This window comes from Roseburia sp. AF02-12, assembly GCF_003461765.1.
Taxonomy (GTDB): domain Bacteria; phylum Bacillota; class Clostridia; order Lachnospirales; family Lachnospiraceae; genus Roseburia_C; species Roseburia_C amylophila.
Genome location: NZ_QTXS01000002.1, coordinates 412,525 through 438,553, shown reverse-complemented (window position 1 = coordinate 438,553; position 26,029 = coordinate 412,525). Strand labels below are relative to the sequence as shown.

At 41.2% G+C, this 26,029-nt stretch carries 28 protein-coding genes; 8 read left to right on the top strand and 20 right to left on the bottom strand.

Annotation, left to right across the window (positions count from 1 at the left end; genetic code table 11):
- Positions 1 to 37 precede the first annotated feature (37 nt).
- The 3 genes from DV740_RS11630 to DV740_RS11620 all read right to left on the bottom strand — a co-directional run bounded on the left by DV740_RS11630 (position 38) and on the right by DV740_RS11620 (position 2,870).
- Positions 38 to 601 (bottom strand): TetR/AcrR family transcriptional regulator, encoded by a 564-nt coding sequence (locus DV740_RS11630; RefSeq protein WP_118056574.1) that lies wholly within the window; start codon positions 599 to 601, stop codon positions 38 to 40.
- 306 nt (positions 602 to 907) lie between these two features.
- Complete coding sequence (locus tag DV740_RS11625) at positions 908 to 2,266, bottom strand: NCS2 family permease (RefSeq protein ID WP_118056575.1); 1,359 nt, start codon at positions 2,264 to 2,266, stop codon at positions 908 to 910.
- A 79-nt stretch (positions 2,267 to 2,345) separates the two neighbouring features.
- Positions 2,346 to 2,870, bottom strand: a complete 525-nt coding sequence (locus DV740_RS11620) for an adenine phosphoribosyltransferase (protein ID WP_118088140.1) — start codon at positions 2,868 to 2,870, stop codon at positions 2,346 to 2,348.
- 198 nt (positions 2,871 to 3,068) lie between these two features.
- Here DV740_RS11620 and DV740_RS11615 point away from each other — a divergent pair, with 198 nt between their 5' ends.
- A complete protein-coding gene (locus tag DV740_RS11615) occupies positions 3,069 to 4,184 on the top strand; it encodes an MGDG synthase family glycosyltransferase (RefSeq protein WP_118088139.1) in 1,116 nt (371 codons plus the stop codon).
- A 570-nt stretch (positions 4,185 to 4,754) separates the two neighbouring features.
- Positions 4,755 to 5,387 carry a glycerol-3-phosphate acyltransferase gene (locus tag DV740_RS11610; protein ID WP_118088138.1) on the top strand — a complete coding sequence of 211 codons (633 nt, stop codon included), beginning with the start codon at positions 4,755 to 4,757 and terminating at the stop codon, positions 5,385 to 5,387.
- A 16-nt stretch (positions 5,388 to 5,403) separates the two neighbouring features.
- On the opposite strand, the gene DV740_RS11605 is transcribed toward DV740_RS11610, so the two are convergent.
- The 7 genes from DV740_RS11605 to DV740_RS11575 form a co-directional block, all read right to left on the bottom strand.
- Positions 5,404 to 6,279 carry a methionyl aminopeptidase gene (locus DV740_RS11605; protein ID WP_022244192.1) on the bottom strand — a complete coding sequence of 292 codons (876 nt, stop codon included), beginning with the start codon at positions 6,277 to 6,279 and terminating at the stop codon, positions 5,404 to 5,406.
- Positions 6,280 to 6,296: 17 nt separating this feature from the next.
- Positions 6,297 to 6,962, bottom strand: a complete 666-nt coding sequence (locus DV740_RS11600) for a hypothetical protein (RefSeq protein ID WP_117698850.1) — start codon at positions 6,960 to 6,962, stop codon at positions 6,297 to 6,299.
- 8 nt (positions 6,963 to 6,970) lie between these two features.
- Entirely contained in the window at positions 6,971 to 7,408 is a 438-nt protein-coding gene (locus tag DV740_RS11595) for a GatB/YqeY domain-containing protein (protein WP_022244194.1), read from the bottom strand.
- Between the two features lie 134 nt (positions 7,409 to 7,542).
- Complete coding sequence (locus DV740_RS11590; RefSeq protein ID WP_117698851.1) at positions 7,543 to 8,793, bottom strand: C40 family peptidase; 1,251 nt, start codon at positions 8,791 to 8,793, stop codon at positions 7,543 to 7,545.
- A 49-nt stretch (positions 8,794 to 8,842) separates the two neighbouring features.
- The gene (locus DV740_RS11585; protein ID WP_117698852.1) at positions 8,843 to 10,402 is read right to left on the bottom strand and encodes a DUF3794 and LysM peptidoglycan-binding domain-containing protein; all 1,560 of its coding nucleotides are present in this window, start codon (positions 10,400 to 10,402) and stop codon (positions 8,843 to 8,845) included.
- Positions 10,403 to 10,463: 61 nt separating this feature from the next.
- The gene (locus tag DV740_RS11580; RefSeq protein WP_022244197.1) at positions 10,464 to 10,706 is read right to left on the bottom strand and encodes a Veg family protein; all 243 of its coding nucleotides are present in this window, start codon (positions 10,704 to 10,706) and stop codon (positions 10,464 to 10,466) included.
- A gap of 83 nt (positions 10,707 to 10,789) precedes the next feature.
- Positions 10,790 to 11,230: a protease complex subunit PrcB family protein gene (locus DV740_RS11575; RefSeq protein WP_242994299.1), complete on the bottom strand. Its 441-nt coding sequence runs from the start codon at positions 11,228 to 11,230 to the stop codon at positions 10,790 to 10,792.
- A gap of 143 nt (positions 11,231 to 11,373) precedes the next feature.
- Between DV740_RS11575 and DV740_RS11570 the strand changes: the two genes are divergently transcribed.
- Positions 11,374 to 12,108 (top strand): lysophospholipid acyltransferase family protein, encoded by a 735-nt coding sequence (locus tag DV740_RS11570; protein ID WP_022244199.1) that lies wholly within the window; start codon positions 11,374 to 11,376, stop codon positions 12,106 to 12,108.
- Positions 12,109 to 12,235: 127 nt separating this feature from the next.
- Here DV740_RS11570 and DV740_RS11565 read toward each other — a convergent pair whose 3' ends face one another.
- The 4 genes from DV740_RS11565 to hpf form a co-directional block, all read right to left on the bottom strand.
- The gene (locus tag DV740_RS11565; protein WP_118088137.1) at positions 12,236 to 13,612 is read right to left on the bottom strand and encodes a UDP-N-acetylmuramoyl-tripeptide--D-alanyl-D-alanine ligase; all 1,377 of its coding nucleotides are present in this window, start codon (positions 13,610 to 13,612) and stop codon (positions 12,236 to 12,238) included.
- Positions 13,613 to 13,633: 21 nt separating this feature from the next.
- Positions 13,634 to 14,689 (bottom strand): D-alanine--D-alanine ligase family protein, encoded by a 1,056-nt coding sequence (locus DV740_RS11560; RefSeq protein ID WP_117698855.1) that lies wholly within the window; start codon positions 14,687 to 14,689, stop codon positions 13,634 to 13,636.
- 100 nt (positions 14,690 to 14,789) lie between these two features.
- Entirely contained in the window at positions 14,790 to 15,677 is an 888-nt protein-coding gene (locus DV740_RS11555) for a helix-turn-helix domain-containing protein (protein ID WP_118056582.1), read from the bottom strand.
- 207 nt (positions 15,678 to 15,884) lie between these two features.
- Positions 15,885 to 16,412: a ribosome hibernation-promoting factor, HPF/YfiA family gene (gene hpf / locus DV740_RS11550; RefSeq protein ID WP_117698857.1), complete on the bottom strand. Its 528-nt coding sequence runs from the start codon at positions 16,410 to 16,412 to the stop codon at positions 15,885 to 15,887.
- A gap of 275 nt (positions 16,413 to 16,687) precedes the next feature.
- Here hpf and ymfI point away from each other — a divergent pair, with 275 nt between their 5' ends.
- Both ymfI and DV740_RS11540 read left to right on the top strand, forming a co-directional pair.
- Positions 16,688 to 17,416 carry an elongation factor P 5-aminopentanone reductase gene (gene ymfI, locus DV740_RS11545; RefSeq protein ID WP_118056583.1) on the top strand — a complete coding sequence of 243 codons (729 nt, stop codon included), beginning with the start codon at positions 16,688 to 16,690 and terminating at the stop codon, positions 17,414 to 17,416.
- 119 nt (positions 17,417 to 17,535) lie between these two features.
- Positions 17,536 to 17,889, top strand: a complete 354-nt coding sequence (locus DV740_RS11540) for a helix-turn-helix domain-containing protein (RefSeq protein WP_022244205.1) — start codon at positions 17,536 to 17,538, stop codon at positions 17,887 to 17,889.
- Here DV740_RS11540 and DV740_RS11535 read toward each other — a convergent pair whose 3' ends face one another.
- Together DV740_RS11535 and DV740_RS11530 are read right to left on the bottom strand one after the other, a co-directional pair.
- Positions 17,890 to 19,107 (bottom strand): deoxyguanosinetriphosphate triphosphohydrolase family protein, encoded by a 1,218-nt coding sequence (locus tag DV740_RS11535; protein WP_118088136.1) that lies wholly within the window; start codon positions 19,105 to 19,107, stop codon positions 17,890 to 17,892.
- Between the two features lie 31 nt (positions 19,108 to 19,138).
- The gene (locus tag DV740_RS11530; protein ID WP_158561562.1) at positions 19,139 to 20,590 is read right to left on the bottom strand and encodes a methyl-accepting chemotaxis protein; all 1,452 of its coding nucleotides are present in this window, start codon (positions 20,588 to 20,590) and stop codon (positions 19,139 to 19,141) included.
- Positions 20,591 to 20,865: 275 nt separating this feature from the next.
- Between DV740_RS11530 and DV740_RS11525 the strand changes: the two genes are divergently transcribed.
- Together DV740_RS11525 and DV740_RS11520 are read left to right on the top strand one after the other, a co-directional pair.
- Positions 20,866 to 21,465, top strand: a complete 600-nt coding sequence (locus tag DV740_RS11525) for an ECF transporter S component (protein WP_117699055.1) — start codon at positions 20,866 to 20,868, stop codon at positions 21,463 to 21,465.
- Positions 21,462 to 22,298, top strand: a complete 837-nt coding sequence (locus DV740_RS11520) for a pyridoxamine kinase (protein ID WP_158561561.1) — start codon at positions 21,462 to 21,464, stop codon at positions 22,296 to 22,298. Before DV740_RS11525 ends, DV740_RS11520 begins: the two co-directional genes overlap by 4 nt.
- Positions 22,299 to 22,300: 2 nt before the next feature.
- On the opposite strand, the gene DV740_RS11515 is transcribed toward DV740_RS11520, so the two are convergent.
- The 3 genes from DV740_RS11515 to DV740_RS15225 form a co-directional block, all read right to left on the bottom strand.
- On the bottom strand, positions 22,301 to 22,963 hold the full coding sequence (locus DV740_RS11515) for a hypothetical protein (RefSeq protein ID WP_118088133.1): 663 nt from the start codon (positions 22,961 to 22,963) through the stop codon (positions 22,301 to 22,303).
- A 90-nt stretch (positions 22,964 to 23,053) separates the two neighbouring features.
- Complete coding sequence (locus tag DV740_RS11510; RefSeq protein WP_118088132.1) at positions 23,054 to 23,887, bottom strand: deoxyribonuclease IV; 834 nt, start codon at positions 23,885 to 23,887, stop codon at positions 23,054 to 23,056.
- Between the two features lie 52 nt (positions 23,888 to 23,939).
- Positions 23,940 to 24,068: a hypothetical protein gene (locus tag DV740_RS15225; RefSeq protein ID WP_278336393.1), complete on the bottom strand. Its 129-nt coding sequence runs from the start codon at positions 24,066 to 24,068 to the stop codon at positions 23,940 to 23,942.
- A 360-nt stretch (positions 24,069 to 24,428) separates the two neighbouring features.
- On the opposite strand from DV740_RS15225, the gene DV740_RS11505 reads away from it, so the two are divergent.
- A complete protein-coding gene (locus tag DV740_RS11505; protein WP_118088131.1) occupies positions 24,429 to 24,881 on the top strand; it encodes a metallophosphoesterase family protein in 453 nt (150 codons plus the stop codon).
- 78 nt (positions 24,882 to 24,959) lie between these two features.
- On the opposite strand, the gene DV740_RS11500 is transcribed toward DV740_RS11505, so the two are convergent.
- Positions 24,960 to 25,907, bottom strand: coding sequence for a tRNA dihydrouridine synthase (locus DV740_RS11500; RefSeq protein WP_118088130.1), 948 nt, complete (start codon positions 25,905 to 25,907; stop codon positions 24,960 to 24,962).
- Positions 25,908 to 26,029 lie beyond the last annotated feature (122 nt).

Below are 26,029 nucleotides of genomic sequence, written 5' to 3'. Positions count from 1 at the left end.
GGTGTATTTCTATTCATGCATCTCTATTCACACATGTCTATTGTCTCGTGTTAATTCCATCCACCAGAATATTCACTACTTCCTCTAATGCCTCACCATAGGAAAGTTTGCTCTGAATCAGGATGTCTCTTTGGAAGAACTGTTCTAAGGAGGCTTCCAGCATCATCTTTAAAACCGGTATGTTGATGCGGCGGATTACGCCTTCCTCCATGCCCTGTTCCAATAACGCAATGGTGGTCTCCCAGCCGGTCTCTAACCGAAGTTCCACCTGATGATAGATTTCCGGAAATTTATCTTTTAATAAATACATCTGCCGGAAATCAATTTCCTTATAACTCTCCGGCATTACCCCTAAGATTTTCCGTATTTTTTCTAAAGTTCCAAGGCTTTCGTCTGCCATAACTTCCCGTTCACTTTCCTTGATGCAGTCAAACAGATAATCCACCATGGCAAGAAATAACGCCTCTTTATCTGCAAATACCTGATAAATCGTTTTCTTGCTGATACCAAGAATGTGGGCGATATCATCCATGGTAAATTTCAATCCCTTCTGGTTAAATGCCTGCATCGTGCCCTGCAATATTTTTTCTCTCAATTCCATGTTCACTACCCCTGTTCTCTGTGGAAACTACTTTTTGTTTTTCGGTTTCCTTAATTGTAACACCTTGGGATTTCCGTTACAAGAAACTGAATCACCAAAATTAGTTTCCTGAATTTGTGGATTTTGACGAGAAGGGAATTTCAACTATGCAAAATACCATTTATATTTTTTCAATTACAACATAACTTACTTCATTTTGCCCCCATCCTGATGTCTTAACACTCAAATATTAGTAAAAGAGCCAGATACCTTAAAACAAAGATATCTGGCTCTTCATAATTATTTTATTTAATTTTGAATCTCCTCTTACAGGAAGATATATTTACAAATGAATAATACTGCAAGAATATACATCAGTGGAGTGATCTTCTTAACTTTACCACAGATTAAGTTGATGATAACGTAAGAGATAACACCGATTGCGATACCTTCTGCAATGCTGTACATAAGAGGCATAGCAATTAAGCAAAGGTATGCAGGAGCTGCTTCTGTAACATCGTTGAAGTCAATCTTAACGATTGCAGATACCATAAGGAATCCAACGAAGATTAATGCAGGAGCGGTAGCAAATCCTGGGATTGCTGTAAAGATTGGTGCAAATAAGATTGCAATCAGGAACATGAATCCGGTTACAACAGATGCAAAACCGGTTCTGGCACCTGCACCTACACCAGCAGAACTCTCTACGAAAGTTGTGGTTGTAGAAGTACCAAGAACAGCACCAGCGGATGTTGCGATAGCGTCAGCTAATAACGCATTTTTAACTCTTGGAAGCTTTCCTTCTTTGTCTAACATACCAGCTTTATCAGAAACACCGATTAAGGTTCCGATAGTATCAAACATATCTACAAATAAGAAGGATAATAATACTACGATAAAGTTAACAATACCTACACCGGTAAAGTCAGCTTTGAAACACTGTCCAAAGGTTTCTCCGATTTTGGTGAAGTCTGTCATTGCAAATGTAGGATATAAAGAATAGAATCCAGCTTCTGCATCAATCTGATAGATGCCTGCTGCCTGGCAGATCATACCAAGAATCCATGTAGCAAGGATTCCGATAAGGATGGAACCTTTTACATTCTTTACATATAAAATGATGGTAAGAATTAAACCAATCAGTGCAAGTAAAGCACAGATTCCTTCTGTATGCCAATTCTCTGTAAATTTAACATAAGATAATAAAGTAGTGCTGTTGTCAACAACAATGTGAGCACCCTGTAAACCGATGAAAGCAATAAACAGACCAATACCGGCACTTACACCTTTTTTCAGTGTAGCAGGAATGGCATTGAAAATTGCCTCACGTACGTTGGTCAGTGAAAGTACGATAAAGATGATACCTTCAATGAACACTGCCATTAAAGCGACTCTCCAGTCATAACCCATATTTCCACATACTGTAAATGCGAAATATGCATTCAATCCCATACCAGGAGCTAATGCGAATGGATAATTAGCCATCAAAGCCATTGCAAGTGTTCCGATAAAGGATGCAAGACAGGTTGCAATCAGAACTGCAGTAGGATCCATGCCAGCAGCAGATAACAGGTTCGGGTTAACTGCCAGGATGTAAGCCATTGTCATAAATGTGGTAAGACCTGCAATTACTTCTGTCTTGACGTTAGTGTTGTTCTCTTTGAATTTGAACATTTTCTCTAACATTTTTCTTCCTCCAAATTGTTTTTTATACCTAAAGCCAGCCTCTCTGGCAATAAGTCATGGTAAACTTCTCTTCTGTAAATTATTTTCCTTCATATGTAATTACAGAAGCAACATCATAACCCTTCAAACGTTCTCTTCCCTTTAATCCAGCCAGTTCCATTAAGAAAATGACTTTGACTACTTCACCGCCAAGCTGCTCTACTAATTTGATAGCAGCTTCAATGGTTCCGCCGGTTGCGATTAAGTCATCTACTAACACAACCTTCTGCCCCGGTTTGATGGAATCCTTGTGCATCTCAATGGTAGCCTGTCCATACTCTAAATCATAAGACTGTGAAATGGTCTCACATGGTAATTTTCCTTTTTTACGAACCGGTACAAACGGTTTATGCATTTCGTAAGCAATTGGTACTCCGAAAATGAACCCTCTGGATTCTGTACCGGCAACTACATCATAGTCCACACCATCTAAAAGCTTGATCATGGAATCTATTGCAAGCTGAAGTCCGTCTGCATCCTGCAATACGGAAGTAATATCCCTGAAAATAATTCCCGGCTCTGGAAAATCCGGTATACTTCTTACATATTCTTCTATTTTTTTCATCTTAATACCCTTCTTTCTATTTACTGCCCTCTGTTTAAAAAAACACCTTTTTATTATAAATTTATACTGCCAGAAATACAAGCAATTTTTTATAAAATGTTTCGTTTTTGGTTATAAAATTTTATGAAAAGTTGCTATTTTATTGCAAATATATTAAGATGTTCTATACGAAAGAAAAGTTCGGAAAGGGGATTTTTTGTGAAAATTCTGATTTTATCCTGCAACACAGGAGAAGGACATAACGCCGCCGGTCATGCCGTGGAAGAAGCCGCTCTGGCAAGGGGACACGAAGTAAATTTTGTCGATGCCATGCAGCTTGGCAAAAGACATACTTCACGCCTTATCAGCGGACTTTATATTGGGATTGTAAAACATCTTCCGTGGTTTTTCGGTTTCATTTATAAGCTGGGAAGGCTTATCAGTAACCGCCATTTCAAATCTCCGGTTTACTGGGCAAATGCAAGGCTGGCAAAACCGCTTGCAGCCCTCATCGAAGAAGGAAATTATGACATTGTGGTGATGCCGCACCTTTACCCGGCAGAGACCATTACTTATATGAAGAAACACAACATGCTGCCGGTAAAAGCAGTCGCTATCGGAACCGATTATACCTGCATCCCTTTCTGGGAGGAAACCAACTGCGACTACTACATTATTCCCCATGAGGATTTAGCAGACGAATATATAAAACGCGGTGTTCCAAAGGAAAAATTACTGCCTTACGGTATTCCGGTGCGACGTTCTTTTACCAAACATACGCCAAAGGATATTGCCCGCCGCAAATGCCACCTAGATGCTGATGCCCCGACCTTTCTCATTATGAGTGGAAGTATGGGATTTGGAAAGCTTGCAGTCTTTGCCATGGCACTTTATAAGCAGTGTAAAAATGACGAACATATCGTAATTATCTGCGGAAACAATAAGAAATTACAGTCTGTTCTCACCAAAGAATTCCGGCATTGCCCGCGGGTTCATGTCTTAGGCTACACCAGACATGTTTCCCTTTATATGGATGCCTGTGATGTCATCTTTACCAAGCCGGGCGGACTTACTTCCACTGAAACTTTAGTAAAGGGAATCCCAACTATCCATACCGCACCGATTCCAGGCTGCGAAACCGCAAACAGTGCATTTTTCGTAGACCGTGGCATTTCCTATGCCTCTAAATACATGATAGAGCAGATTCGCCTTGGAATGCTGCTGATGCGAAGCCATGATTTGCAGGAGGAAATGCATACCGCACAGCTCCGGGAGCAGAAATCCGATGCAGCAGAACGCATTGTAGACCTGTTGGAATCACTGTCTGAAAAATAACGACAATTGCTTTTATTCAAACAAGTGATTGTGGAAGCGTGAGGAGACAATTTGCCCCATAATATTACGCTGATTCACAGGAAGTTATCTTTCTCTACGAAATACCACAGTTCTAAAATGCGTGTTTTTCTTTTTTGTGATTAAAACAGTCTTTCCAATGTTTGTCAGAATAGCGGCACGGTTCGCCGAAGTGCAGATGCCTGATAAAGGCTGTTAGGGGCACTGGGAATTTCGTCTGGCAACAGGCAACGCTGGTACATGGATGTACCAGCGAGGCACAATTGAACAAGGATGTGAATTTGTGCCGGTTGCCAGATGAACTTAGCATTATATCGAAATTCCCAGTGCCCCTTGCAGGCATTATGCGGCATCTGCCCTCGACGGACAGTACCGCTATTCAGCCAAAGCAACCGGAAAGACAGTTTACAGACAAGAAAAACACGCATTCTAAGAACTGTTGGCATTTCATAGTGCACAAAGATAACTCCCCTGCGAATCCCGTAATATTTTCCAGCAAAATCTATCTCCTTCCGCAATCACCTGTTTATCGAAAAGAAAAGGAGCCTTTATATGAACCAGTCAATTATCACCTGCATCTTTTTTTCCATCGTTGGCTATCTCAGCGGCAGCATACTCTATGCCTACTGGATTCCAAAGATATTATTCCAGAAAGATATCTGTGCATTAAGTCCGGATGGGAATCCAGGCACTGCCAATGCCTTTGTGTACGGCGGATTCCGGGCTGGTATTCTTGCGCTCCTTTTGGAACTTTTCAAGGGCTTTTTCCCGGTTATACTTGCCCTGCGGACACTGAGCATTGACTCTCCTTATATGATTCCGATTCTGATAGCACCGGTTCTCGGACATGCGTTCCCATTGCAGTTTCATCCGAAAAACAGTAACAAAAAAGGCGGCAAAGCCATTGCCGTCTCCTTTGGTGTACTGCTTGGAATCTTTCCGGTTGTTCTTCCGGTTCTTTTCCTTGCTGCTGCTTATATTCTTTTTTCTGTGGTCTTAATTATCCGGCCACATCTTTTCCGGTCCATTATTACCTTTGGCGTATTCTGCCTTCTGGTCTTTCTCTTTGTGCCGGTTCTCTCCATTGACTTTGCCTGCCTTGGAATTGCACTGCTTGTTATCTATAAGCATCTTTGCGCTTACCAGAATGAGAAACTTTCCATCCGGTTTTTCTTTCAAAAATAGCTTTTTTAAGAGATACCTACCAGGAAATAACTTCGGTTCCCTCTTCGGTTACCAGAACCTGAATCTCCCACTGGGCACTTGGAAGTCCGTCTTCTGTATACACGGTCCAGTTATTTTCATCATCTATGTAGATAGCTTCTTTTCCCATATTTACCATTGGCTCAATCGTAAACATCATGCCCGGAACTAAGAGCATCTCGGTTCCTCTCTTGCTGTGATAGCCAACCCATGGCTCTTCGTGGAATTCTTTTCCAACACCATGTCCACCGATTTCTCTTACGATAGTATAGCCATTTTCATAAGCATGGTCATGCACTGCCTGACCCATATCTCCTAAAAAGCCCCATGGTTTTACCGCTTTTAAGCCTTCTTCCACACATTCTTTCGTTACCTGGACAAGACGCTTCTTTTCTTCACTGACATCTCCAATCAGAAACATTCTGGAGGAATCAGAAAAATATCCATCTAATATTGTGGAAACATCCACATTAATGATATCGCCATCCTTTAAAATAATATCCTCCGATGGAATACCATGGCATACCTCTTCATTAATTGACGTACAGACGCTCTTCGGAAATCCCTGATAATTAAGTGGTGCCGGGATTCCACCCATAGCTGTTGTTTTCTCATATACCATACGGTCAATTTCTTCTGTACTCATGCCGGCTTTGATATGCTCAGCCACATAATCCAGTACTGCCACATTAATTTTGGCACTTTCCCTGATACCTTCGATATCCTTCGGTGTCTTAATCAAATCATGGGTTGGCACAATACAGCCTGCCTCACGATACTTTTCAATCTTCTCATCAAATGACTGATGGCATGTCTTATACTTTCTTCCACTGCCACACCAGCAGGGATCATTTCTACCTATTTTTACAGACATTTCTATTTCCTTCCATTCTAATGATTCAATATGATATTCCCAAAATCCACTCTGTCCCAGAGCTTCTCATTCAGTTTATACTTATGTTCTTTTAAAATCTGCTCATATGGCTCTGCCCCGGCACTGTAACCGTCAAAATCACTGTTATTCTCTGCTGCTATCTGATTCTGATATTTCTGTGCCAGTGCAGCTTTCTCTAACTGACGATCTATCTCTGCTTTATCAACGCCCAGTCTTTCCTGCTGTTCCTCTGTCATATCCGTCCAGAAATCCTCCTGACGGCTGCAAAGCTGTTCTTCTTCTTTTTCATCCAGCGTCAGTTTCTCTGCCATTGCCTGCCGGTAAAAGATTTCATCATGTACTGCCATTTCGATGACATGGGTCTTTGCCACTTCTTTTACAAACCTTCCACTGGTATGAAGATTCCAATACTTATTCGTATCATAATAGTCATAGGCTGCTGCCTCATCTTCTACCTTCAGTTCCTCATAAGCGATATACATTGCCAGATCCCCAAGCTGCAGTTTTTCTCCATCTACTGTCAGGATATCTTCGGAAAGATACTCCCTGTATACAATCTTCCCCCTTCGTTCGGAAACAAAGAGACTGATTAATAACAGTACCAGTAGAATCAGTATTGTAATGAACCATATGCGCTTCTTCTGTGATTTATTTTCACTCATACACTATCCTATTTGCAAAGCTCTGCTACAACCTGTCCGATTAATTTACCATCTGCCTTACCTTTTAACTCCGGCATAACTGTTTTCATAATCTGACCTTTATTTTTGGTTGCAATGACATCTGCAAATTTTTCTGTCAGAATCTTACGTACTTCTTCCTCAGAAAGCATTGCCGGTGCATATTCGCTCATAATGTCATAACGCTGCTGATATTCCGCAAGTAAATCTGTTCTTTCTGCCGGACAGGAATCAATCTGTTCTTTTACGGTCTTCATTTCTTTTAAAATCACACGGTTTACTAATTCTTCTTTTATGTCATCACGACAGCCTTCATCAATTGCTGTTTTCTTCACTGCAGAAACCAGCGAAGAAATTGCATCTTTTCTTGGTTTATCTTTTGCCTTCATTGCTGCTATCATTTCTTTTTGTAACTGTTCTATCTGCATTTCTTATTCCTCCTAAAATATTTTCTACTTTTTCATTATACGCAACTTGAAAGATTTTACAAGTTCTTAAAACCCCGCAGTAGTTTGCTTACTGCGGGGAATTTTTATCATTTTTCTTCTTTATGGATAACTTTTTACAATACACGCCGGACAGATATAATGCTTCGATAAGTTGCTGAGCCTGTCTTAATGCCGGTAGACGGTGAACTTGCATGGACAATCTGTCCTCCGCCCATATAAATTGCCACATGACCGGCATAGCAGACAATGTCACCTGGCTGGGCATTCTCATAGCTTACTTCACTTCCTGCCCGCTGTAATGCTACCGAACTATGAGGCAGGCTGATTCCAAAGTTTGCATAGACACTTTTAATGAATCCGGAACAATCTGCTCCATCAGTCAGGCTCTCGCCGCCCCATACATACGGGTTTCCAATAAACTGACAGGCATAAGATACTACATCACTTCCACTTACTGATGTACTAAAAGAAGGATTCAATCCACCTCCCCCTGTACTGCCACCAGTAGTGCTGTCACCTCCGGTATTGCTGCCATTATTATTTCCCGTTGTATTTCCATTATTATTGTTAGCAGTTGTTGTATTATTACCTTTATTATTATTCTGAGCAGCGGCAGCTGCTGCAGCTGCCTGCTCCTGTCTTATGATTTCATTCTGCTCATCAACAGTAGCTTTATACTGGGCTGCAAGACTCTGGGCTGATGCAAGCTGAGTATCAAAATCAGACATCTGAGACTGTTTCTCTGCAATCATGCTTTCATAAGAAGCCTGCTGTTCCTGATAAGACTGCTGCACTTCCTCTAACTCTGCCTTCTCTGTCTCCACCTGACTCTTAAGGTCAGCTACCTGCTGCACTGTCTCCTGATACTGCGTCAGAAGATTTCTGTCATAATCATAAATCTGCTGGGCATATTCCAGACGATTCAGTAAATCGGAGAAATCTGTTGCGCCCACCAGTGCCTCAATATAACTGTCATCCCCATTCTCATACATATATACGATACGCTTTTTCATAGCATCGTACTGGTTCTGTTCATCTTCCTGCGCCTGTGCAAGCTGTGCTGTCACATTATCCAGTTCAGTCTGCTTATCCGAAAGTTCCCCTTCCAGAATATCTAAGTTCATAATAATATTTACCAGATCTGCATCCAGTGCATCAATCTGGGACTGCAGTTCCTGCTGCTGGCTCTGTATATTCTCTATATCTGCATTGGCATTATCCAATGCGGTCTGTGCTTCACTCTTCTTGTTTTTAGCCTTTGAAAGAGCGCTTGCTGACGCACTTTGAAAACATGAAATTCCAAGAATTGCTACCAGTCCTGCTGCAACCAACCGCATTTTCCACATATGTTTTTTTCTGTGCATATTTCTGCTCCTTCCACTTTTGTGTATTTCCTATCATCTTAGTATAACATCATGATACCATCTTTACAATTAACAATTTATCGCCTTTTTGAATTTCTTCACTCTTTAAGTCGTTGGTTTCCATTAACTGGGAAATAGTCGTATGATTTGCCTTGGCAATTTTCCAGAGACTGTCTCCCTCTCTTACAATATATCCGGTAATTCCTGGCTGTCTCTGTAATTCTTCCATATCCCGTTCTGTAATTCTGATTTCATCCATTTTCTGGATGTTCTCCTGTGAAAATGCAATCAGATTCAGATTCAGTACTGCCTTTACCTCAATCTGGGTATTATCCAAAAGAATCGCTGACAACTGCTCGATTCCCGCTTCCAGTTCATAGTTCATATCGTCTGTCATTTCCGGGACTTCAATCAGCTGTTCAAAAGGAAATGTCTCCCGGCAGGTTCCAATCGGCATGGCATCGTCCGTGGTTACATAAAGAATTTCCACATTCAGGCTTCCTTCCACTTTAAGACCGTCTGCCTGTGGCTCCACATGGTCAATAAATGCCATTCCTTCGCAGGAACAAATCTGCAGGATATTCTCCTGATTCTTCTTTAAATTCATGTGGTCTGTCAACCGGCATTTTGCATAATTCTTTGCCAGCAGCCTGCTCATGGTAACTTCTTCATAAGCTGGTGTCATCTCTTCCCGCAGCGAATATACGTCCTCTACCACATCTGCCTCTGTTTCCTTCCAGATACAGATATCTAATTCTAACGTCATATCCAGACTGATTTTCCGGTCTTCTCCATCATAATCCGGTCTGACCTCTACTTCCACACTGGCAGGTGTTACCTGAATCCGATAGATTTTTTCCTCACTGCATCCCTCGCAGGCAAGTTCTCCGTTCAGTGGTATCGTCTCTTCTAACCATTCTAACCGGCGTTCTTCTTTCTGGGCATAATATAGCAAAAACAGTCTTATTTCTCCGGTAAGCTGGATTTTTTCTTCTCGTAACCTCGTTTCCACACCCCGAAGCTGCACACTTTTCCATAAAATCTGTTCTACATCTGGCTTGCTCTGGGGCAACTCTATTTCCTGTTTCAACCGGTAATTATCTTTCTTACAGGTTTCCAATTCCAGAATATTATGCCTGTTCTGAAGGATTTCCAACGGATGTTCCATGGCTACTCCCGTAATCAGTTCCGTCTCCTTGCGCATCCGCATTTCTGCCTTCAGCATCACCAGTGCACGAACACTTAATTTTCTGGAATTAATAATCCCGATATTAATGTCTTCCAGTTCTGCTGTGACATCCACCGGATCTAATTCATTCACTCCATCCATACTGATGGTTTCTTCAAATGGAATCTGTCCCCGCAGGCAGTCTAATTTGTGCTCCTCCATATCGCTGCGGTAGAGCACATGAAAGATAAGATTCCCCTTCACATAAATACGTCCTTCTTTTACCTGTATCTCATCAAAGCGGATTTCACCTTTTTCTTTCAGTACTTTTACAATATCCGGCCGGTAATCCGGCAGATTGTAATCATCATCCAGAGTAATCTGACTCATGGCACTGGCTTTTTCATAATTCATATGTATGTTCTGTTTCTTTATTTCCACTAAAAAAATCCCCTTCCTGAATGTTATTTCATTTTATTCAGGAAAAAGGGACTTTATTCTTCTAACATAATTTCATTCGGATATCTCTTGTGATGATATCTGTATAACTGAAAGATAATAACTGTGGCGGATTGCCTTCTCTTTCATCATCTACAAGAATCGTGAATACACTCGGATAAGCATTCTGTATTACACCACGCTGTACATCTACTTTATTACGACCTCTGTCCAGTTGAATCATTACACTGCTACCGCACTGCTGGTGCACGGATGCCCGGACTCTGTTAATATCTGCTCTCTGCATATACCAGTTCCTCCTTTTTTATCCACGCTCTTTAGTATATCACCGTGTTAAAATGCTGTCAAAGGGAAAAAAGTACCATTTTTTCACTCAAACACCACGTTCTTGTCACATTTTGTCACCTCAACCACAATATATGGGAAACTTGGTGCCTTTGCCACCGTCTCATTCTCCCCCGGGCCAATCAGCGTTGTAACAAAACAGAGGGCATTCTGAGTCAGATAAACATCTTTTACGGAAATGCTGTAGCCTCCCGTTTCCTTCTCTCCATAACCCCTTGCAATATAGAGTTTTCCGTTATCTTCATAAGTCAGCTTGAAATCCATTTCCTTTCGTTCTTCAATTTCCTGTTTCAATTCTTCCGGCACTGCTTCCTCTTCTAACACGGTAAATTCCACGTCTTCTATTTTACTGCCATTGGTATCTTCGATACCGCAGCCTGCTGCTGCCAGTCCAATCCATGCCACCGCAAGCAGACCGATGACACTCCGGACAGCTTTCCTTGCTTCTATTGTTTTCTGTTTCACTTTCTTCTCCCTGTTTTTATTCTTTTCATTCTATTCCAAAATCCGGATTATCATGTTGTAATTCTTAAGTTTTACCGCTATAATAGGGAAAGAAATCAGTATTTTGTTTTTGAAATTTATATCCAGAAAGGAATTCTATCTCTATGATACGAGCAATTCTTGCACTTTTATTTGCTGTTCTTTACCTGATTCTTGGTATTCCAGTTCTCTTTGTAGAATGGATTATCCGTAAATGCAACCGCCATGCCGCCGATATCAGCAGTCTTCGCATGGTGCAGTGGGCATTCCGTGTGATTATGTTTATCTGTGGCGTTAAACTGACTGTAATCGGGGAAGAAAATGTTCCAAAAGATGTTCCGGTTCTTTATATCGGAAATCATAGAAGTTATTTTGACATTATTATCACTTATTCCAGATGTCCGAGACTCACCGGTTACATTGCCAAAGACACCATGGGAAAAGTTCCTCTTTTAAACATCTGGATGAAGCGGCTCTACTGCCTCTTCTTAGACCGTACCGATATGAAAAAGGGCTTAAAAACCATTCTGACCGGTATCGACCAGATTAAAGCCGGCATTTCCATGTGTATCTTCCCGGAAGGTACCAGAAACAAGACTGAGGACGAAATGCTTCCTTTCAAAGCCGGAAGCCTAAAGCTCTCTGAGAAAACCGGATGTCCGATTGTTCCTATGGCAATCACCAATTCTGCTGATATTCTGGAAAATCATTTTCCAAAGGTAAAACCTACCCATGTTATCCTGCAGTATGGTACTCCGATTTATTTAGACCAGCTTTCTGCTGATGACCGCAAACATCTTGCTGCCTATACACAGAATACGGTGCATGAGCTGCTGGCAGATAACCGGAAATATCTTTAAACCGCAAATATTGATAAAAAAAGGAACTGTAGCTTTGATGACATACTTCAAAGTTACAGTTTCTTTTTTCATTTTTCTATATTATTATCAAATACTTCCTGTATTTACCATTTAAAAAAACATTTTCTTATGCTTCGGTTAATGCTGCCACCACTTTCGGGAATTCCATAAAATGGGATGCCTTGACTAAAACAGCATCTCCTTCTTTTACGGTAGCAAGAAGTTCTTCTGTCATCTCCTCACGGGTTGCATAGTGTTTTACGGTCAGAGCCGGATTCTGTTTCTTCGCTCCTTCTGCCAGTTTCCCGGATAATGTTCCAACACAGAATAACAAATCAATCGGCAGTGTTCCGGCATAGGTTCCCACTTCATAATGAAGCTGTTTTTCATCCTCGCCTAATTCACCCATATCTCCAAGAACCGCTATCTTTCGTCCCCCTGCCTTAGACAGGACATCCAAAGATGCCTTCATGGAAACCGGATTCGCATTGTAGCAGTCATCAATAACCGTCATGCCCTTTGTGTGAATCAGATTAGTTCTTCCGCTGATGGTGGAAGCGGCTGCAATTCCACATTTAATTTCATCCATGGAAAGGCCTAACTGTTCTGCCACGCAGGTTGCTGCCAGTGCATTATATACATTATGTTCTCCCGGAATTGGAATAAATACTTCCATGTCTCCCTGTGGAGTGTGGAATTCTGCTGTCATTCCTTCTAAGCCATGCTCTGTAACTGCATCTGCACAGACAGAAGTCTCGCAGAGATTCCTTCCCTTGATTCCATAAAATACAGGCTTTCTTCCTGCCACCTGCTCTACAGTTGAAAGTTTGTCATCATCTCCATTTAATATCACAACACCATCCGGTTTCAAATGGGCAAAGCTTTCTGTCTTTGCTTTTAAGATTCCATCTCTGGTTTTCAAATTCTCCAGATGACATAAACCGATATTGGTAATAACCATAATATCCGGCTGCGCCATATCTGCCAGTTCATGCATCTCGCCAAATTCAGAAATTCCCATTTCCAGAACTGCAACCTGATGCTCTTTTTCAATCTGAAAAATAGTCAGTGGCAGACCGATTCCATTATTAAAATTCCCCTGTGTCTTATGTACCCGGAATTCTGTGTCTAGTACAGATGCAATCATTTCTTTGGTACTGGTCTTTCCAACACTTCCGGTAATTCCCACTACTTTAACGTCAAGAGTACTCCGATAGAAACGTGCCAGACGCTTCATGGCAGTTACGGTATCTTCCACCAGAATATAAGCTCCATCTACATCAAGACTCTGCTGGGACAGTGCATATGCTCCTTTTTTTAATACATCCGGAATAAATTTGTGACCATCGACCTTTTCTCCCGGAATGGCAACAAATAAATTTCCTGCCTTTACTCTCCGGCTGTCAATCTCTACTCCGGTTACGGTATATTCTTTTGCTTCATTCCCACCTATTAATGTTCCACCGCAGGCTTCTGCAATCTGTGCTAATGTCAGTTCCTTCATATCTGCCTTCTCTGCCCTTCCTTATGCTCCGTATTTCTCCATGGAAATATCAACCAGCTGCTGGCATAACTCTTCGAAGTTTACTCCTTCTACCTTGGCTTCCTGCGGCAGTAAGCTGGTTGCTGTCATACCAGGCAATGTATTTGCCTCTAAGCAGTATACTTCATCTTTTGCATTGACTAAGAAGTCGATTCTGGAATAGGTGTCCAGGCCTAACGCTTCCGCAACTTTTACTGCATGCTTCTGCATCTCTTTTGCCACACTATCTTTAATATCTGCCGGACAGGTTTCCACTGTGCTTCCAGCCTTATACTTATTTTTATAATCGTAAAATCCTTCTTTTGGTGCAATCTCGATAACCGGCAATGCTCTTCCTTTGATGACACCTACTGAAAATTCTCTTCCCTCTACATACTCTTCAATTAAGATTTCATCTTCCCAGAAAAATGCATCCTCCAATGCTTTTGTAAAATTGCTTTCTTCTTTTACAATGGAAACCCCAATACTGGAACCACCGCAACATGGCTTTACCACGCAAGGCAACGTAATTCCAATTTCAGCCAGGCTGTCTTTTCTGTCCTTTTTCTTCATATAAATGCCCTTCGGGCAAGGGATTCCATTGGCTTCAAAAAACTGCTTTGCCATATTTTTATTCATGGCAATCGCACTGCTTAAATAGCCGCTTCCGGTATAACGGATTCCAAACAAATCAAAGGCTGCCTGAATCTTACCATTCTCTCCATTTTCTCCATGTAATGCCATAAATACAATATCTGCCATACGGCACATTGCGATTACATTCGGTCCAAAGAAGCAGGCAGACTGGTCTTTTCTACTCTTTCTTACCTTATCAAGATCTGGAGCCGTCTCCGGTATATCCGCTACTTTTACACTTGCTTCTTCTGAATGTTCAAAAATTCCAGTAATATCCTGTTCTTCTTCTCCATATCCCATAAACACATCCAGAAGAATAACCTGATGTCCATTCTTCCGCAATGCCTTTGTTACCATATCTCCTGTTTTAAAAGACACATCACGCTCTGTGCTCAAGCCGCCTGCCAAAACTACGATATTCATTCTCTAATATCCTTCTTTCTTTCAGATTCAAATATGTATATTACATCTCTTTTTTCAATATGTATATTATACCTTTTTTTCTTAGAATGACAAGAGAATCTCACAAAGCAATCAAGATTGGTTCTCCGGGCTTTGCATTATGATTTTCAAACACCTGAAAAAGATGCTCTGCACACTGCTGTACATCCATGGCTTCTTCCGGCTGCTCCATCCATTTTAAAATTCCGGACTTGCAGAGCAAAAGATATGGCAATACCATATATTTATTGCTCCTTGTGCAATAATCGATACCTTTATTACATAATTCCAGCGCCTCTCTGTAAATTTCCATCTCATACAAAAGATTAGCTTCATTGTAAAGTATCATCGGATATACCTTTTCTTTTTCTTCATCATCTACTTTTCTTACTTCCAGATAATCAGATAACTGCATCCAGATGCGGAGTGCCTGCTTTCTTTCACCAAGCCGCTGTTTCTGTACCGCCATACTGTTGATAATGTTGATTTCTTCAAAGGTAAACATCCGCTTCTGCACCAGATTTGCCAGCCCTGCCGGATGCGTCAGATGTAACGCTTCTTCCAGCTTTGCATATACAAGTTCCGGACGGACTCCTTCCTTACTGTCCAGCACCGCCTTTATGTATGAAAAGAACTGTCTGGTCAGTTTATCCTCTTGTTTATGTTCCGGTTGTCTCTGCCAGAGTTCCCTGCTGCCTTCCATATCATTATTTGCTACTGCATGCACCAGCTGTCGCATATAGGCATATAATTCCATTTCTTCCGCCGTTGCATGAATATTGCATATACCCATTGTCTTTCCAAGACGCTGCATAATAGCTTCATAATTTTTCCGCTTTGGTACCACAAATCCGTTTTCAATTTTTGATAAAGTTCCAGTTGAACAGATGCCAAAAGCAAGTTCTTCCTGTGTAATGCCAAGCTGTTTGCGGGATTCACATATATAATCCCCAAGATTGTAACAAGCCAATTCCTAACCTCCCTCTTCTCATAACCCATCGTATTGACTGTTCCATAGAAATGTCTTATCGATATATTATAACTACTGTAGCATAAAAATAGCGGTACCGCTATTGGCGTTTTGTCAAGACTGTTGTCAAAACGTTAACTGCGATACCGCTGTCTGCTACCAGTTATCCATAAGGAACTGCCGGTGATAGTCTTTTTCGTTATATATCTAGAATTCCGGTTCAATCAGACCGTAGGTGTTACCTTTTCTCTTATATACAACGTTTACATTGTCATCCTCTGCATTTACGAATACAAAGAAATCATGTCCTAATAATTCCATCTGAACACATGCATCTTCCGGATACATTGGTTTCATATCGAATTTCTTGGTACGGATGATTTTAATTTCATCATCTGCTTCCACTTCTTTTTCAATATATTCCTTACGGAAATTGCTGTTGCTCTGCTGTTTTGTAATAATCTTATTCTTATACTTTTTAAGCTGTCTCTCAATAATCTCTTCTACAAGATCAATCGATACATACATATCATTGCTTACCTGCTCTGAACGGATAATGTGTCCAGGTACAGGAATCGTAACCTCGATTTTCTGTCTCTCCTTTTCTACACTCAAAGTTACAAATACGTCTGTGTCCGGAGTAAAGTACTTCTCCAGTTTTCCAATTTTGTCCTCAACTGCTGCCTTAAGACCGTCTGTCAATTCGATGTTTCTTCCTGAAATAGTAATACGCATGATGTCCAACCCCTTTGCCATTTATTTGATACAGACTGATATCATGGTTTTATTATACTATTTTGTACGAATATTTACAAGTTTTTTGTGCAATATTTACTGTATTTTTAGAGAATTTTTCGAATATCTTTCTGAAATCAGGAAATCTGCAGGATTTTTCAAAAGGGATTGCCTGTATTCTAAAATAAGTCTAAAATATAACTGTATTTTTTAACGCTTTCATCTGTGCTATCATTTTTCTAAGGCAGATAAAAACCAGAAAGGATTTGTTTCTTATGAATACTGTTTTAATTACCGGAGCTTCCCGGGGCATCGGTGCTGCTATTGCAGAAGTATTTGCCCGCCACGGTTATCAGCTCATTTTAAATTGCTGTCATTCCGAAACTGCTCTTAAGGCTTTGTCTGATGAACTTTCGGACAAATATCATGTCACGGTTCTTCCGGTTATCGGAGATGTCAGTGATCCGGATTTTGTTGCCAATATGTTTGCCATAATTCACCAGCAGTCCCTTTCGGTTGATGTTCTGATCAACAATGCCGGAATCTCCCACATCGGCCTGCTGCAGGATATGACTTATGAACAATGGCAGCACGTTATAAACACCAATCTTTCTTCTGTTTTTTCCTGCTGCAAATATGCTCTGCCAGATATGCTGCACAAAAAATCAGGCCGGATTCTTAACATTTCTTCTGTCTGGGGAAATGTAGGTGCCTCCTGTGAGGTTGCTTATTCCGCCAGCAAGGGAGCTGTTAATTCCTTTACAAAGGCACTTGCCAAAGAGGTTGCACCCAGTGGAATCTCTGTCAATGCCATTGCCTGCGGCACCATTGATACTTCCATGAACGCCTGTTTTTCTGCCGAAGAGCGTGCTGACTTAGAATCCGAAATTCCCTGCGGCAGATATGGTACACCTGTGGAAACAGCTGAACTTGCTTATGCTATCGTATCACAAAGTCCATATCTCACCGGTCAGATTATTACCTTAGATGGTGGTTGGTGTTAATTTATATATGTGAATAGTTTGTGCTCCGTTGATATAATTTATCTTTCGTTTATTTTTGCCACTGGTTTTTTAACATGTTTTAAAATAGAGGTATTATTTACGAAAGATGAGGTTTGTATATGAATATCGGTTCTAAGTTACGATACCTGATTGAAGAAGCTAACATTACCCAGCGGCAGCTTGCAGATGCACTACATATCTCTCCCTCTGCTCTGAATGGATATATCAATCAGGGGAAAGAACCTGACTATGCAACCTTAGTAAGAATAGCCGACTATTTTCATACTTCCACCGACTATCTGCTCGGTCACAGTAACATCCGCAATGCCAGTCTGACGCATCTCAACAGCTGTGAGGGTGAACTGCTAAGTATCTATCATACTCTTTCCAGTTATAACCAGCAGCTTTTCTTAGAAGAATTGAAGGCTGTTGACCGGATGGTTTCCCGGGCAACAGCCTCGCCATTAAAATAGTTAATCTTCATCAAAGTAGCCGATGTATTTTACATCATGCTTTCCTTTCGGGAACATTTCATGGTACAAATCTACAAAATAGTCATCCGTCATGCTTGCGATGTAATCCACCACAAGCTGGTTCGGTTCTGTCTCCATGTATTGTTCCTTCGAAAAGGTTCTGCTGAACCGATTGTTTTCTGCCACATATGCAATATGGTGGCGGTAGAGCCAGGATTTTTCATTCTTATCCTTTGCATCTTTCAATAACTGATAGTACATCTCTTCAAACATCGGATTCAGATTTTCCCGGATGACTTTTTCGATTTTCTCATTGTGATAGATATACTCATAATTTTCAGTCTTTGCAAGCTTCAACTGTTGAAAATATGCTTCATCCATGGAAAGATATGGTTTTCCATAGCTGTTTTCAATGATGTTAACTACCATATTATTGATGATTTCCGCATTGCTGCTGCCTATAGTATCTCCGTTAAAACCTCTGTCATCCGGCAGAAGATGCAGGCGTACAGCATCCTGTCTGTCCTTGCCAAGATAGGCTATAATATCACAAATCCGCATTACACAGGCTTCCAGGGTTCCCGGCACAAGATGTTTAATTCCATCTTCCTTCTGATAACACATTTCTACTTCTGTATCCAGATCTGCAAAGGTTTTTGCCTTTTTCGGCTGATACTCCTGCTGTTCCATTTCACCATTATGACATAGGACACCATCCAGAGTCTGCAGACTGATATTTCTCTGTCCCAGTACATCCAGCACACGCACACTGTGCACATTATGGTTAAAATATCGTCCGGTCTCTCCCCGCAAAAGTGTACTTAAAATTCTCTCACCGGCATGTCCGAATGGTGCATGTCCGATGTCATGTCCCAGGGAAATTGCTTCTATTAAATCCTGATTGAGATTTAATACATTTCCAATATTCCTTGCAATCCTTGAAACGAGCTGCACATGCTGCGCCCGTCTTGAAATATCATCATTTCTGTAAAGGGAAAATACCTGCGTCTTGTCTCCATAACGGTTATAATAAGGCAGATGCATGATTTTCTCAATGTCCCGGACAAAGGGAGGCCTCCAGAGATTCGCCCTGTCATGATTCATCTCCCGGCGCAAAACCTGTTCTTCGGAAAAAGCATATGGATTTGCCCTATGCTCTTTTCTGTCTTCTATGATTCTCTGCTGTAATTTTTCTGAAAGATTATGATATGCTCCCATTTTCTGCTCCCTGCTCATATAATAAATATCTTTACTGCTGAAGCTGATGCGTCAGTTCAATTAAATTTTCAGTCTCTGCCATCAGATGTTCTACGCTCTTCTGGTTCTTCTCGCAGGTTGTCAGTGTATTATTTGTATGAGCTGCTACTTCTTCTGAAATAGCGGAAATTGTCTGGATACTATCCATGATACCTGCATTGGCACTTTCTAATTCTTTCACAATACCGGACAATGCATCCGACTGGCTCTGTACACGGTCCGAATTATCCTCTATTGTACGGAAGCTGCCGGCAGTTTCATTGACTGTTACATTCTGATGTTCAACCTGTGAAATCATGCTTTCGATGATGGTCACTACTTTTTCCAGTTCTTCCGATACATTTCTTATCAGTTCTTCAATACTGACCGTTGCTTCCTGTGTCTGGGTTGCCAGACCGGAAATCTCAGATGCTACTACAGCAAAACCTCTTCCTGCTTCACCTGCACGGGCTGCTTCAATTGACGCATTTAATGAAAGCAGGCTGGTTTCTGAAGTAATATTATTGATAATCTCAATGATGGAATACATTTTATCCATATACTCTTTTAAAGAAGTAAGTTCTGCTGCCACCTGACTGTTCGTCTGCTCAGTCACACTCACCTGCGATACCAGCTGTTCAATATTTTTCTTACCCGCGTTCAATGCTTCTGCTGTAACTGTCATGCTCTCAGCAATGCTGTCAGAAGCCTGGGTTACCTGCATTACTTTTTCCTGGATTGCTTCTGTCTGGCTTAACTGATTCTGCACCGCCTCCGCTGTATCTGTTGTTCCACCGGTCAACTCTTCCATTGCATTTCTGGTATCGCTGACACCACTGCCAAGTAACTCTACTTCATCCGACATTCCATTAATTTTCTTTGTCATGGCATCAGATACTTCTAAAATTTTCTGAAGCATGGTATCAGACTGTCCCTTTGCCTGATTCATTTCACCCAGCCGTGATAAAAACGATTTCTGCAAAACAGCAGAACTGCAATAAGAAAATGCCGTTGTCAAAATCAGTATAATAATCTCTGTTCCATAGAAAGTAGGTCCCTCACCCTGGCCTTTCATGGTATGTACTGCAATAGAAATAAGATTTACGATAGTTGCTCCAATTCCAAGCTCCAATGCATATTTCGAATCTGAAAATACAGAAATCAAAATAAACATCGGTATTACATATACAAAAACCAACTGATTGCCGGCACCTATCAGTGCTACTGTATAATATACTGCAAATCCAATCCCCAAAAGATGCTTGATTGCTTTTGTCTCCTGGTTTTTCCTATAGCAAATCCATTCTGCCACCACCGGTCCAAGTGCCAGCACAATAAGCGCCGCCACATAAACTACATTCTTGGAAGTTCTGAAAATTTCCAAAAAATTAACCAGTGCCAATAAGATTCCCATAATTGTATGCCCTGTCATTGCAGTCTTATTTACTCTTCCTTGTTCTGTCAATTCTTTCATCCTCCCATATATAACATATATAAACTGTAATTTTTGAACTTTACCAGCAATTTTATTATACCTTTCTCTACATAAATTGAAAAGACTTTTATTTATACGCCTTACCATATGCCTTTCCATTGGACTCTTTTATTATTACGTTCATAAAAAACTTGCTCTTCATCTTTAAACTGGCATGGTCATTTTTATCAAAATTGGATGTTTTTATAATGCCATTTCTGTTTTATGATAAACCGCAACAAAGAGAAAGAAAAGAGGACTTTATGATGAAAAACGAAAGAATCTACAAACTTGTACTGACTGCTCTTATGGCAGCACTTTCCTATGTGGTATTCACATTCTTACAGATTAAAATCGCACTTCCTGGCGGAGATGCCACATCTATCCACCTCGGAAACGCGGTATGTGTATTAGGTGCATTACTGTTAGGCGGTGTTTATGGCGGAATCGGCGGTGCCATCGGTATGACAATCGGCGACCTTTTAGACCCGATTTACATTGTATACGCACCAAAGACTTTTATCTTAAAATTCTGCATCGGCCTGATTACCGGTCTGGTTGCTCACAAAATTGGTAAAATTTCCACTTCCAAAGATAGCAGGCACATTTTCAAATGGGTTGTCATCGCAAGTATCTGCGGACTGTTATTCAACGTTGTATTTGACCCACTGTTCGGCTACTTCTACAAACTGGTTATCTTAGGAAAACCTGCAGCAGAAGTTACACTTTCTATTAACATTGCAGCAACCAGCATCAATGCAGTATTATCCGTTATCGTAGCGACTGCTGTATACATGGCACTGCGTCCGGTACTGGCAAAATCTAATATGCTGCCACGTCTTGGAAAGGAAAACGCATGTGCATGAAATTAAATACTTTACCACCAAAGCTTCTGATCATCAATGATATATCCGGTGTGGGACGCTGCTCCATGAGCGTGTCCCTCCCGGTGGTAAGTGCATGTAAGGTACAGGGAATCCCTGTGCCTACTTCTGTTTTCAGCAATCATACCGGTTTCCCTACCCACTTGAAAATTGATTTAACCGGACAGCTTAAGGATTATTTTGCTGCACTGAATATTCTTTCCATGAACTGGGACGGCATCTACTGCGGCTACCTTGGTGCAAAAGAACAGCTTCATGCCATTTCCGATTACTATGATTCTCTCACCGAAAAACCTCTTTTTATTATAGACCCGGTAATGGGTGACCACGGCAGAGCCTATCAGCATATTACGCCGGAATTCTGCAATCACATGAAAGACTTTGTATCCCGGGGTGATATTATCACACCAAATCTGACGGAAGCCTGCCTTTTAACAGATACGCCTTATCCGGAGCATGACTGCACCGATTCGGAGCTTTCTGCCATTTCCAAAAAGCTTCATGCACTGGGTGCGAAAAAATGTATTATTACCGGCTGTCCAAAAGGCGACACTTTCCTTAACTATATTTCCGATAGCAGCGGAAATGTGGATACTGTTTCCACGAAAAAAGCCGGTCCGGGGTATCCCGGAACCGGCGACATCTTCGTCAGTATTGTATCTGCACTTACCTTACGGGGCTTCTCCCTACAAGAATGTACCACACAGGCAGCTCATTTTATTGCTTCCTGTATTTCCTATTCGCAGTCGCTTTCGGATGATACTTTGCAGGGTGTTATTTTTGAACCGCTTCTTTCTGACTTAGTGACACTTTAATCTCAAGAAAGAGAGTCTAAGTAACTGCCTATCAGATTTGCCATCTGGACATATTCTGCGGATGTACCACCTGCTGTATAGTTGGCACAACTGTCCACATACTGGTCAGCCGCAGCATTTGCTCCGATGTAAATGCTTTTATCAGCAACTTTTCCTGCAACGGAATTTTCTCCCTGGAACAGGTCTTTTAATTCCTTCTTATCTGCATTTTTCAGAGTTTCCTCATCTATTACAAGTTTTCCATTACTGTCTACGGTAATACCGACCTTCTGTAACGCTTCACTCTGACCGGAAATAATGCTTTTTAATTCCTTGCTGTAATTTGCAGATTTGTCTGTATCAAGGTCTGACAGACTTTCTAAAAGACTGTTATAATCTCCGGTAAAACGCTCTATCAGTGAAATCAAATCGGAATAATCTCCGCTTTCTTCTGCCTTGTCAAAAATGGAATCCTCTCCTGTTTCACTTAATACTGCTGCACTTGCTTTGAGTGAGGATGCAGACTTCTTGACACTGTCATATTCTTCACTCTTTTTCCCGGTTGTCTTGCTGCTCTTCTCTGTCTCACTGCTCTTTTTTAACAGGTCCACCACTTTTGTATCATTGTCTGTGTCCGTATTCAGTGAACTCATCAAAAGGCTGTTATTTCCTGTTACACGAATCATGTTTCTCCTCCTAATTTTAAGACAAAATTGCCTCCATGCCGTCTTATACCTGATATATCGTTCTTTTTTCCGAAAATCTTAACCTTTAAGCTAATCCTTTCTTGCCGCTTTTAACATGGCAATCTCTCTGGCATAGCCTTCTAAATCATTCGGTGTTTCAAGGTAAAACGGCAGTTTTTTCAATGCCGGATGGTTGATTATCCGCACAATGGCATCCATGGTCAGATTGCCTGCACCCAGACATTCATGACGGTCTTTATGGCTGCCCAGTACATTTTTCGAATCATTCAAATGAATGGCACACAGCTTATCCAGTCCGATAATGCGGTCAAATTCTTCTAATACTTCCTCTAAATGTCCGCTGATATCATAGCCACCATCAAAAACATGGCAGGTATCCAGACAGATTCCCATTTTCTCAGGATATTTTACCCGGCTTAAAATCTCCTGCAGTTCTTCAAAGTTTCTTCCTACTTCTGTTCCTTTTCCAGCCATGGTCTCAAGCAGCACTGTTGTTTTCTGCTCCTGCCACATGATTTCATTTAAGACTCCTGCAATCTTTTCAATTCCGACTTCCGCTCCCTGCTGCACATGACTGCCAGGATGAAAATTATATTTGCAGTCCGGTATCTCCTCTAAACGCCGCAAATCATCCGCCATGGTCTCTCTGGCAAATTCCTGTACCCGCTCATCTTTGCCGCAGGCATTTATTGTATAGGGTGCATGGGCAAGAATCTGCCCGATGCCATGCTCCGCAGCATACTGCTGATATGCAGCTATATCTTTCACATCTAAATCCTTTGCTTTGCCGCCTCTTGGATTTCTGGTAAAAAACTGAAATGTATTGGCTCCGATTTCCTCTGCCTGCTTTGCCATAGCGAGGAAGCCTTTTGATGATGATAAATGACAACCGATTCGAAACATATTTTTCTCCTTTTTCCTTTTCCTGCATTCACTTAATGTTACGTCATAATAACTATTCTATCTTTTTCATCCGTGTCAGTCCGTCCATTGAAGCCAGATGCGATACAACGTCTGCAAGTGGCACTATGAATTTTGTTCTGCTTATTGGCTTTTCCGGCAACCGGTGCATATTCGCATCCATGCTCAAATGCACCTCGCTGGCACGTCCCTGTGCCAGCGTTGCCTATTACCAGACGAGATTCCAAGTGCCCCTAGCAAGCATCATAAGGTATCCGCGTTCCGGCGAACAATGCAGTGTTTTTTGTCAAACATTGGAAAGACTGTTCTTATCGTCAAAAGAAAAACTTGTGTCTTAGAACTACGGCATTTTAAAGTAAATCAAATTCTCTTTCTATTCCAATGATTTATCGATGTCTTTTCCCCTCTCCCAATCACCGGACACTTGTTATTTCATTATAACCGTTATAAAATGAAAAAGTAACCCCAAACCAGTAATCCCGCCCTCGCAATTTAATAGGACAGATACAAAAAGGTACATTTTATGAAAATTGGAATTTTATCAGATACACATGGTGTATTAAAGGATACATTTTTAGACGAGCTGCAAAGCTGTGATTATCTTCTGCACGCAGGAGATATTGGAAGTCTCAAATGTTATGAGACTTTAAAAGATCTGCATGTTCCGCTTTATATCATCAAGGGGAACTGTGACAAAGGCGAATGGACGAAATATCTGCCGGAGACTCTGGCAGCACCCATTGGTGGGAAGATTTTCTATCTCATCCATAAGAAAAGCGATTTGCCTTATCCACAACCGGAAGCAGATTTTATTATTACCGGGCATACCCACCATTATGAAGTAAGTAAAAGAGGAACCACTACTTTCATCAATCCGGGCAGTGCCGGTCGAAGCCGCAGTGGTTCCTCCTGTACTATCGCTATTCTGACTTTGGATGGGGACGATGTTTCTATTTCACCCATTTATACCGAATAGCAATTTATATCGTGTGATAATTTTTATTGCATATCAATTGATATTACATCATGATTCTATGTCATTTGACTCTTTCGGTTATTTTCCAGCACCGGTTGAAAATATCTCTGAAACAGCAGCCTGGTATTCTATCAGGCTGTTTGCTTTCTTTATCTTCTTCAACGGTTTTTCAATTCCGGTAAACTGTGTGCCAAGATAAAACCACAATTCTTTCATTTTAAAGAGGACATTTTTCTCCCCAGACATTTCTTCCTGATAGCCGGCAACCAGCTTATTGTGAAATGCATAAAGCCGCTTTAATTCAACAGCCCTATCTATTATGCCGCCGGAGCGGATTTTCTCTATGAGTGCCGGGTCTCTTATAACACCACGCCCTAACATAATGGCATCTATCGTTGGAAAACGTTCTGTAAACCGCTCATAATCTTCCACTGTAAAAATATCTCCATTGTAAACCAGCGGATTCCTGCTGTACTCCAGTGCATACTCTACCATCGTCCAATCCGGCTTATTTTTATAATAATCTTCTCTGACACGGGGATGTAAAATCAGCTCCTTTATTGGGAAACGATTGTATATTTTTAAAATGCCTTCAAATTCATCCGGATATTCCATGCCAAGTCTTGTCTTAATGGAAATCTCTGCATCCGTCTTTTCAAACATTTCATCCAGGAAATGAAGCAAGGCTCTTTCATCATCTAAAAGTCCGGCACCTCTTCCCTTCGATACTACCGTTCCGGAAGGGCATCCGGCGTTGATATTAATTTCCTGATAGCCAAATGCTTTCAGCTCTTCTGCAATTGCTGCCACATCTTCTCCGCTCTTTGACAGCACCTGTGGTACGGTATACATGCCGGCATTATGCTCCGGGATTAAATCATTTCTTTCTCTGGCATTGAAGCTCCGCTTCGTATGTGGTGCTAAAAATGGTGTAAAATATTTGTCGGCATCTTCATAGCATGCATGGTAAGCCTGCCGGTATACATATCCTGTAATTCCCTCTAAGGGAGCTAAATATAGTTTCATTGGTACATCCTGTTTTTTATTTTATTTTTCAATTCTGTTTTCAAATTCTGCTTTTTATCTTACCCTTCGATTTCAAGCATGCTTGTACAATGTGGACAGCGTGTTGCTTTCAGTGCAATAAA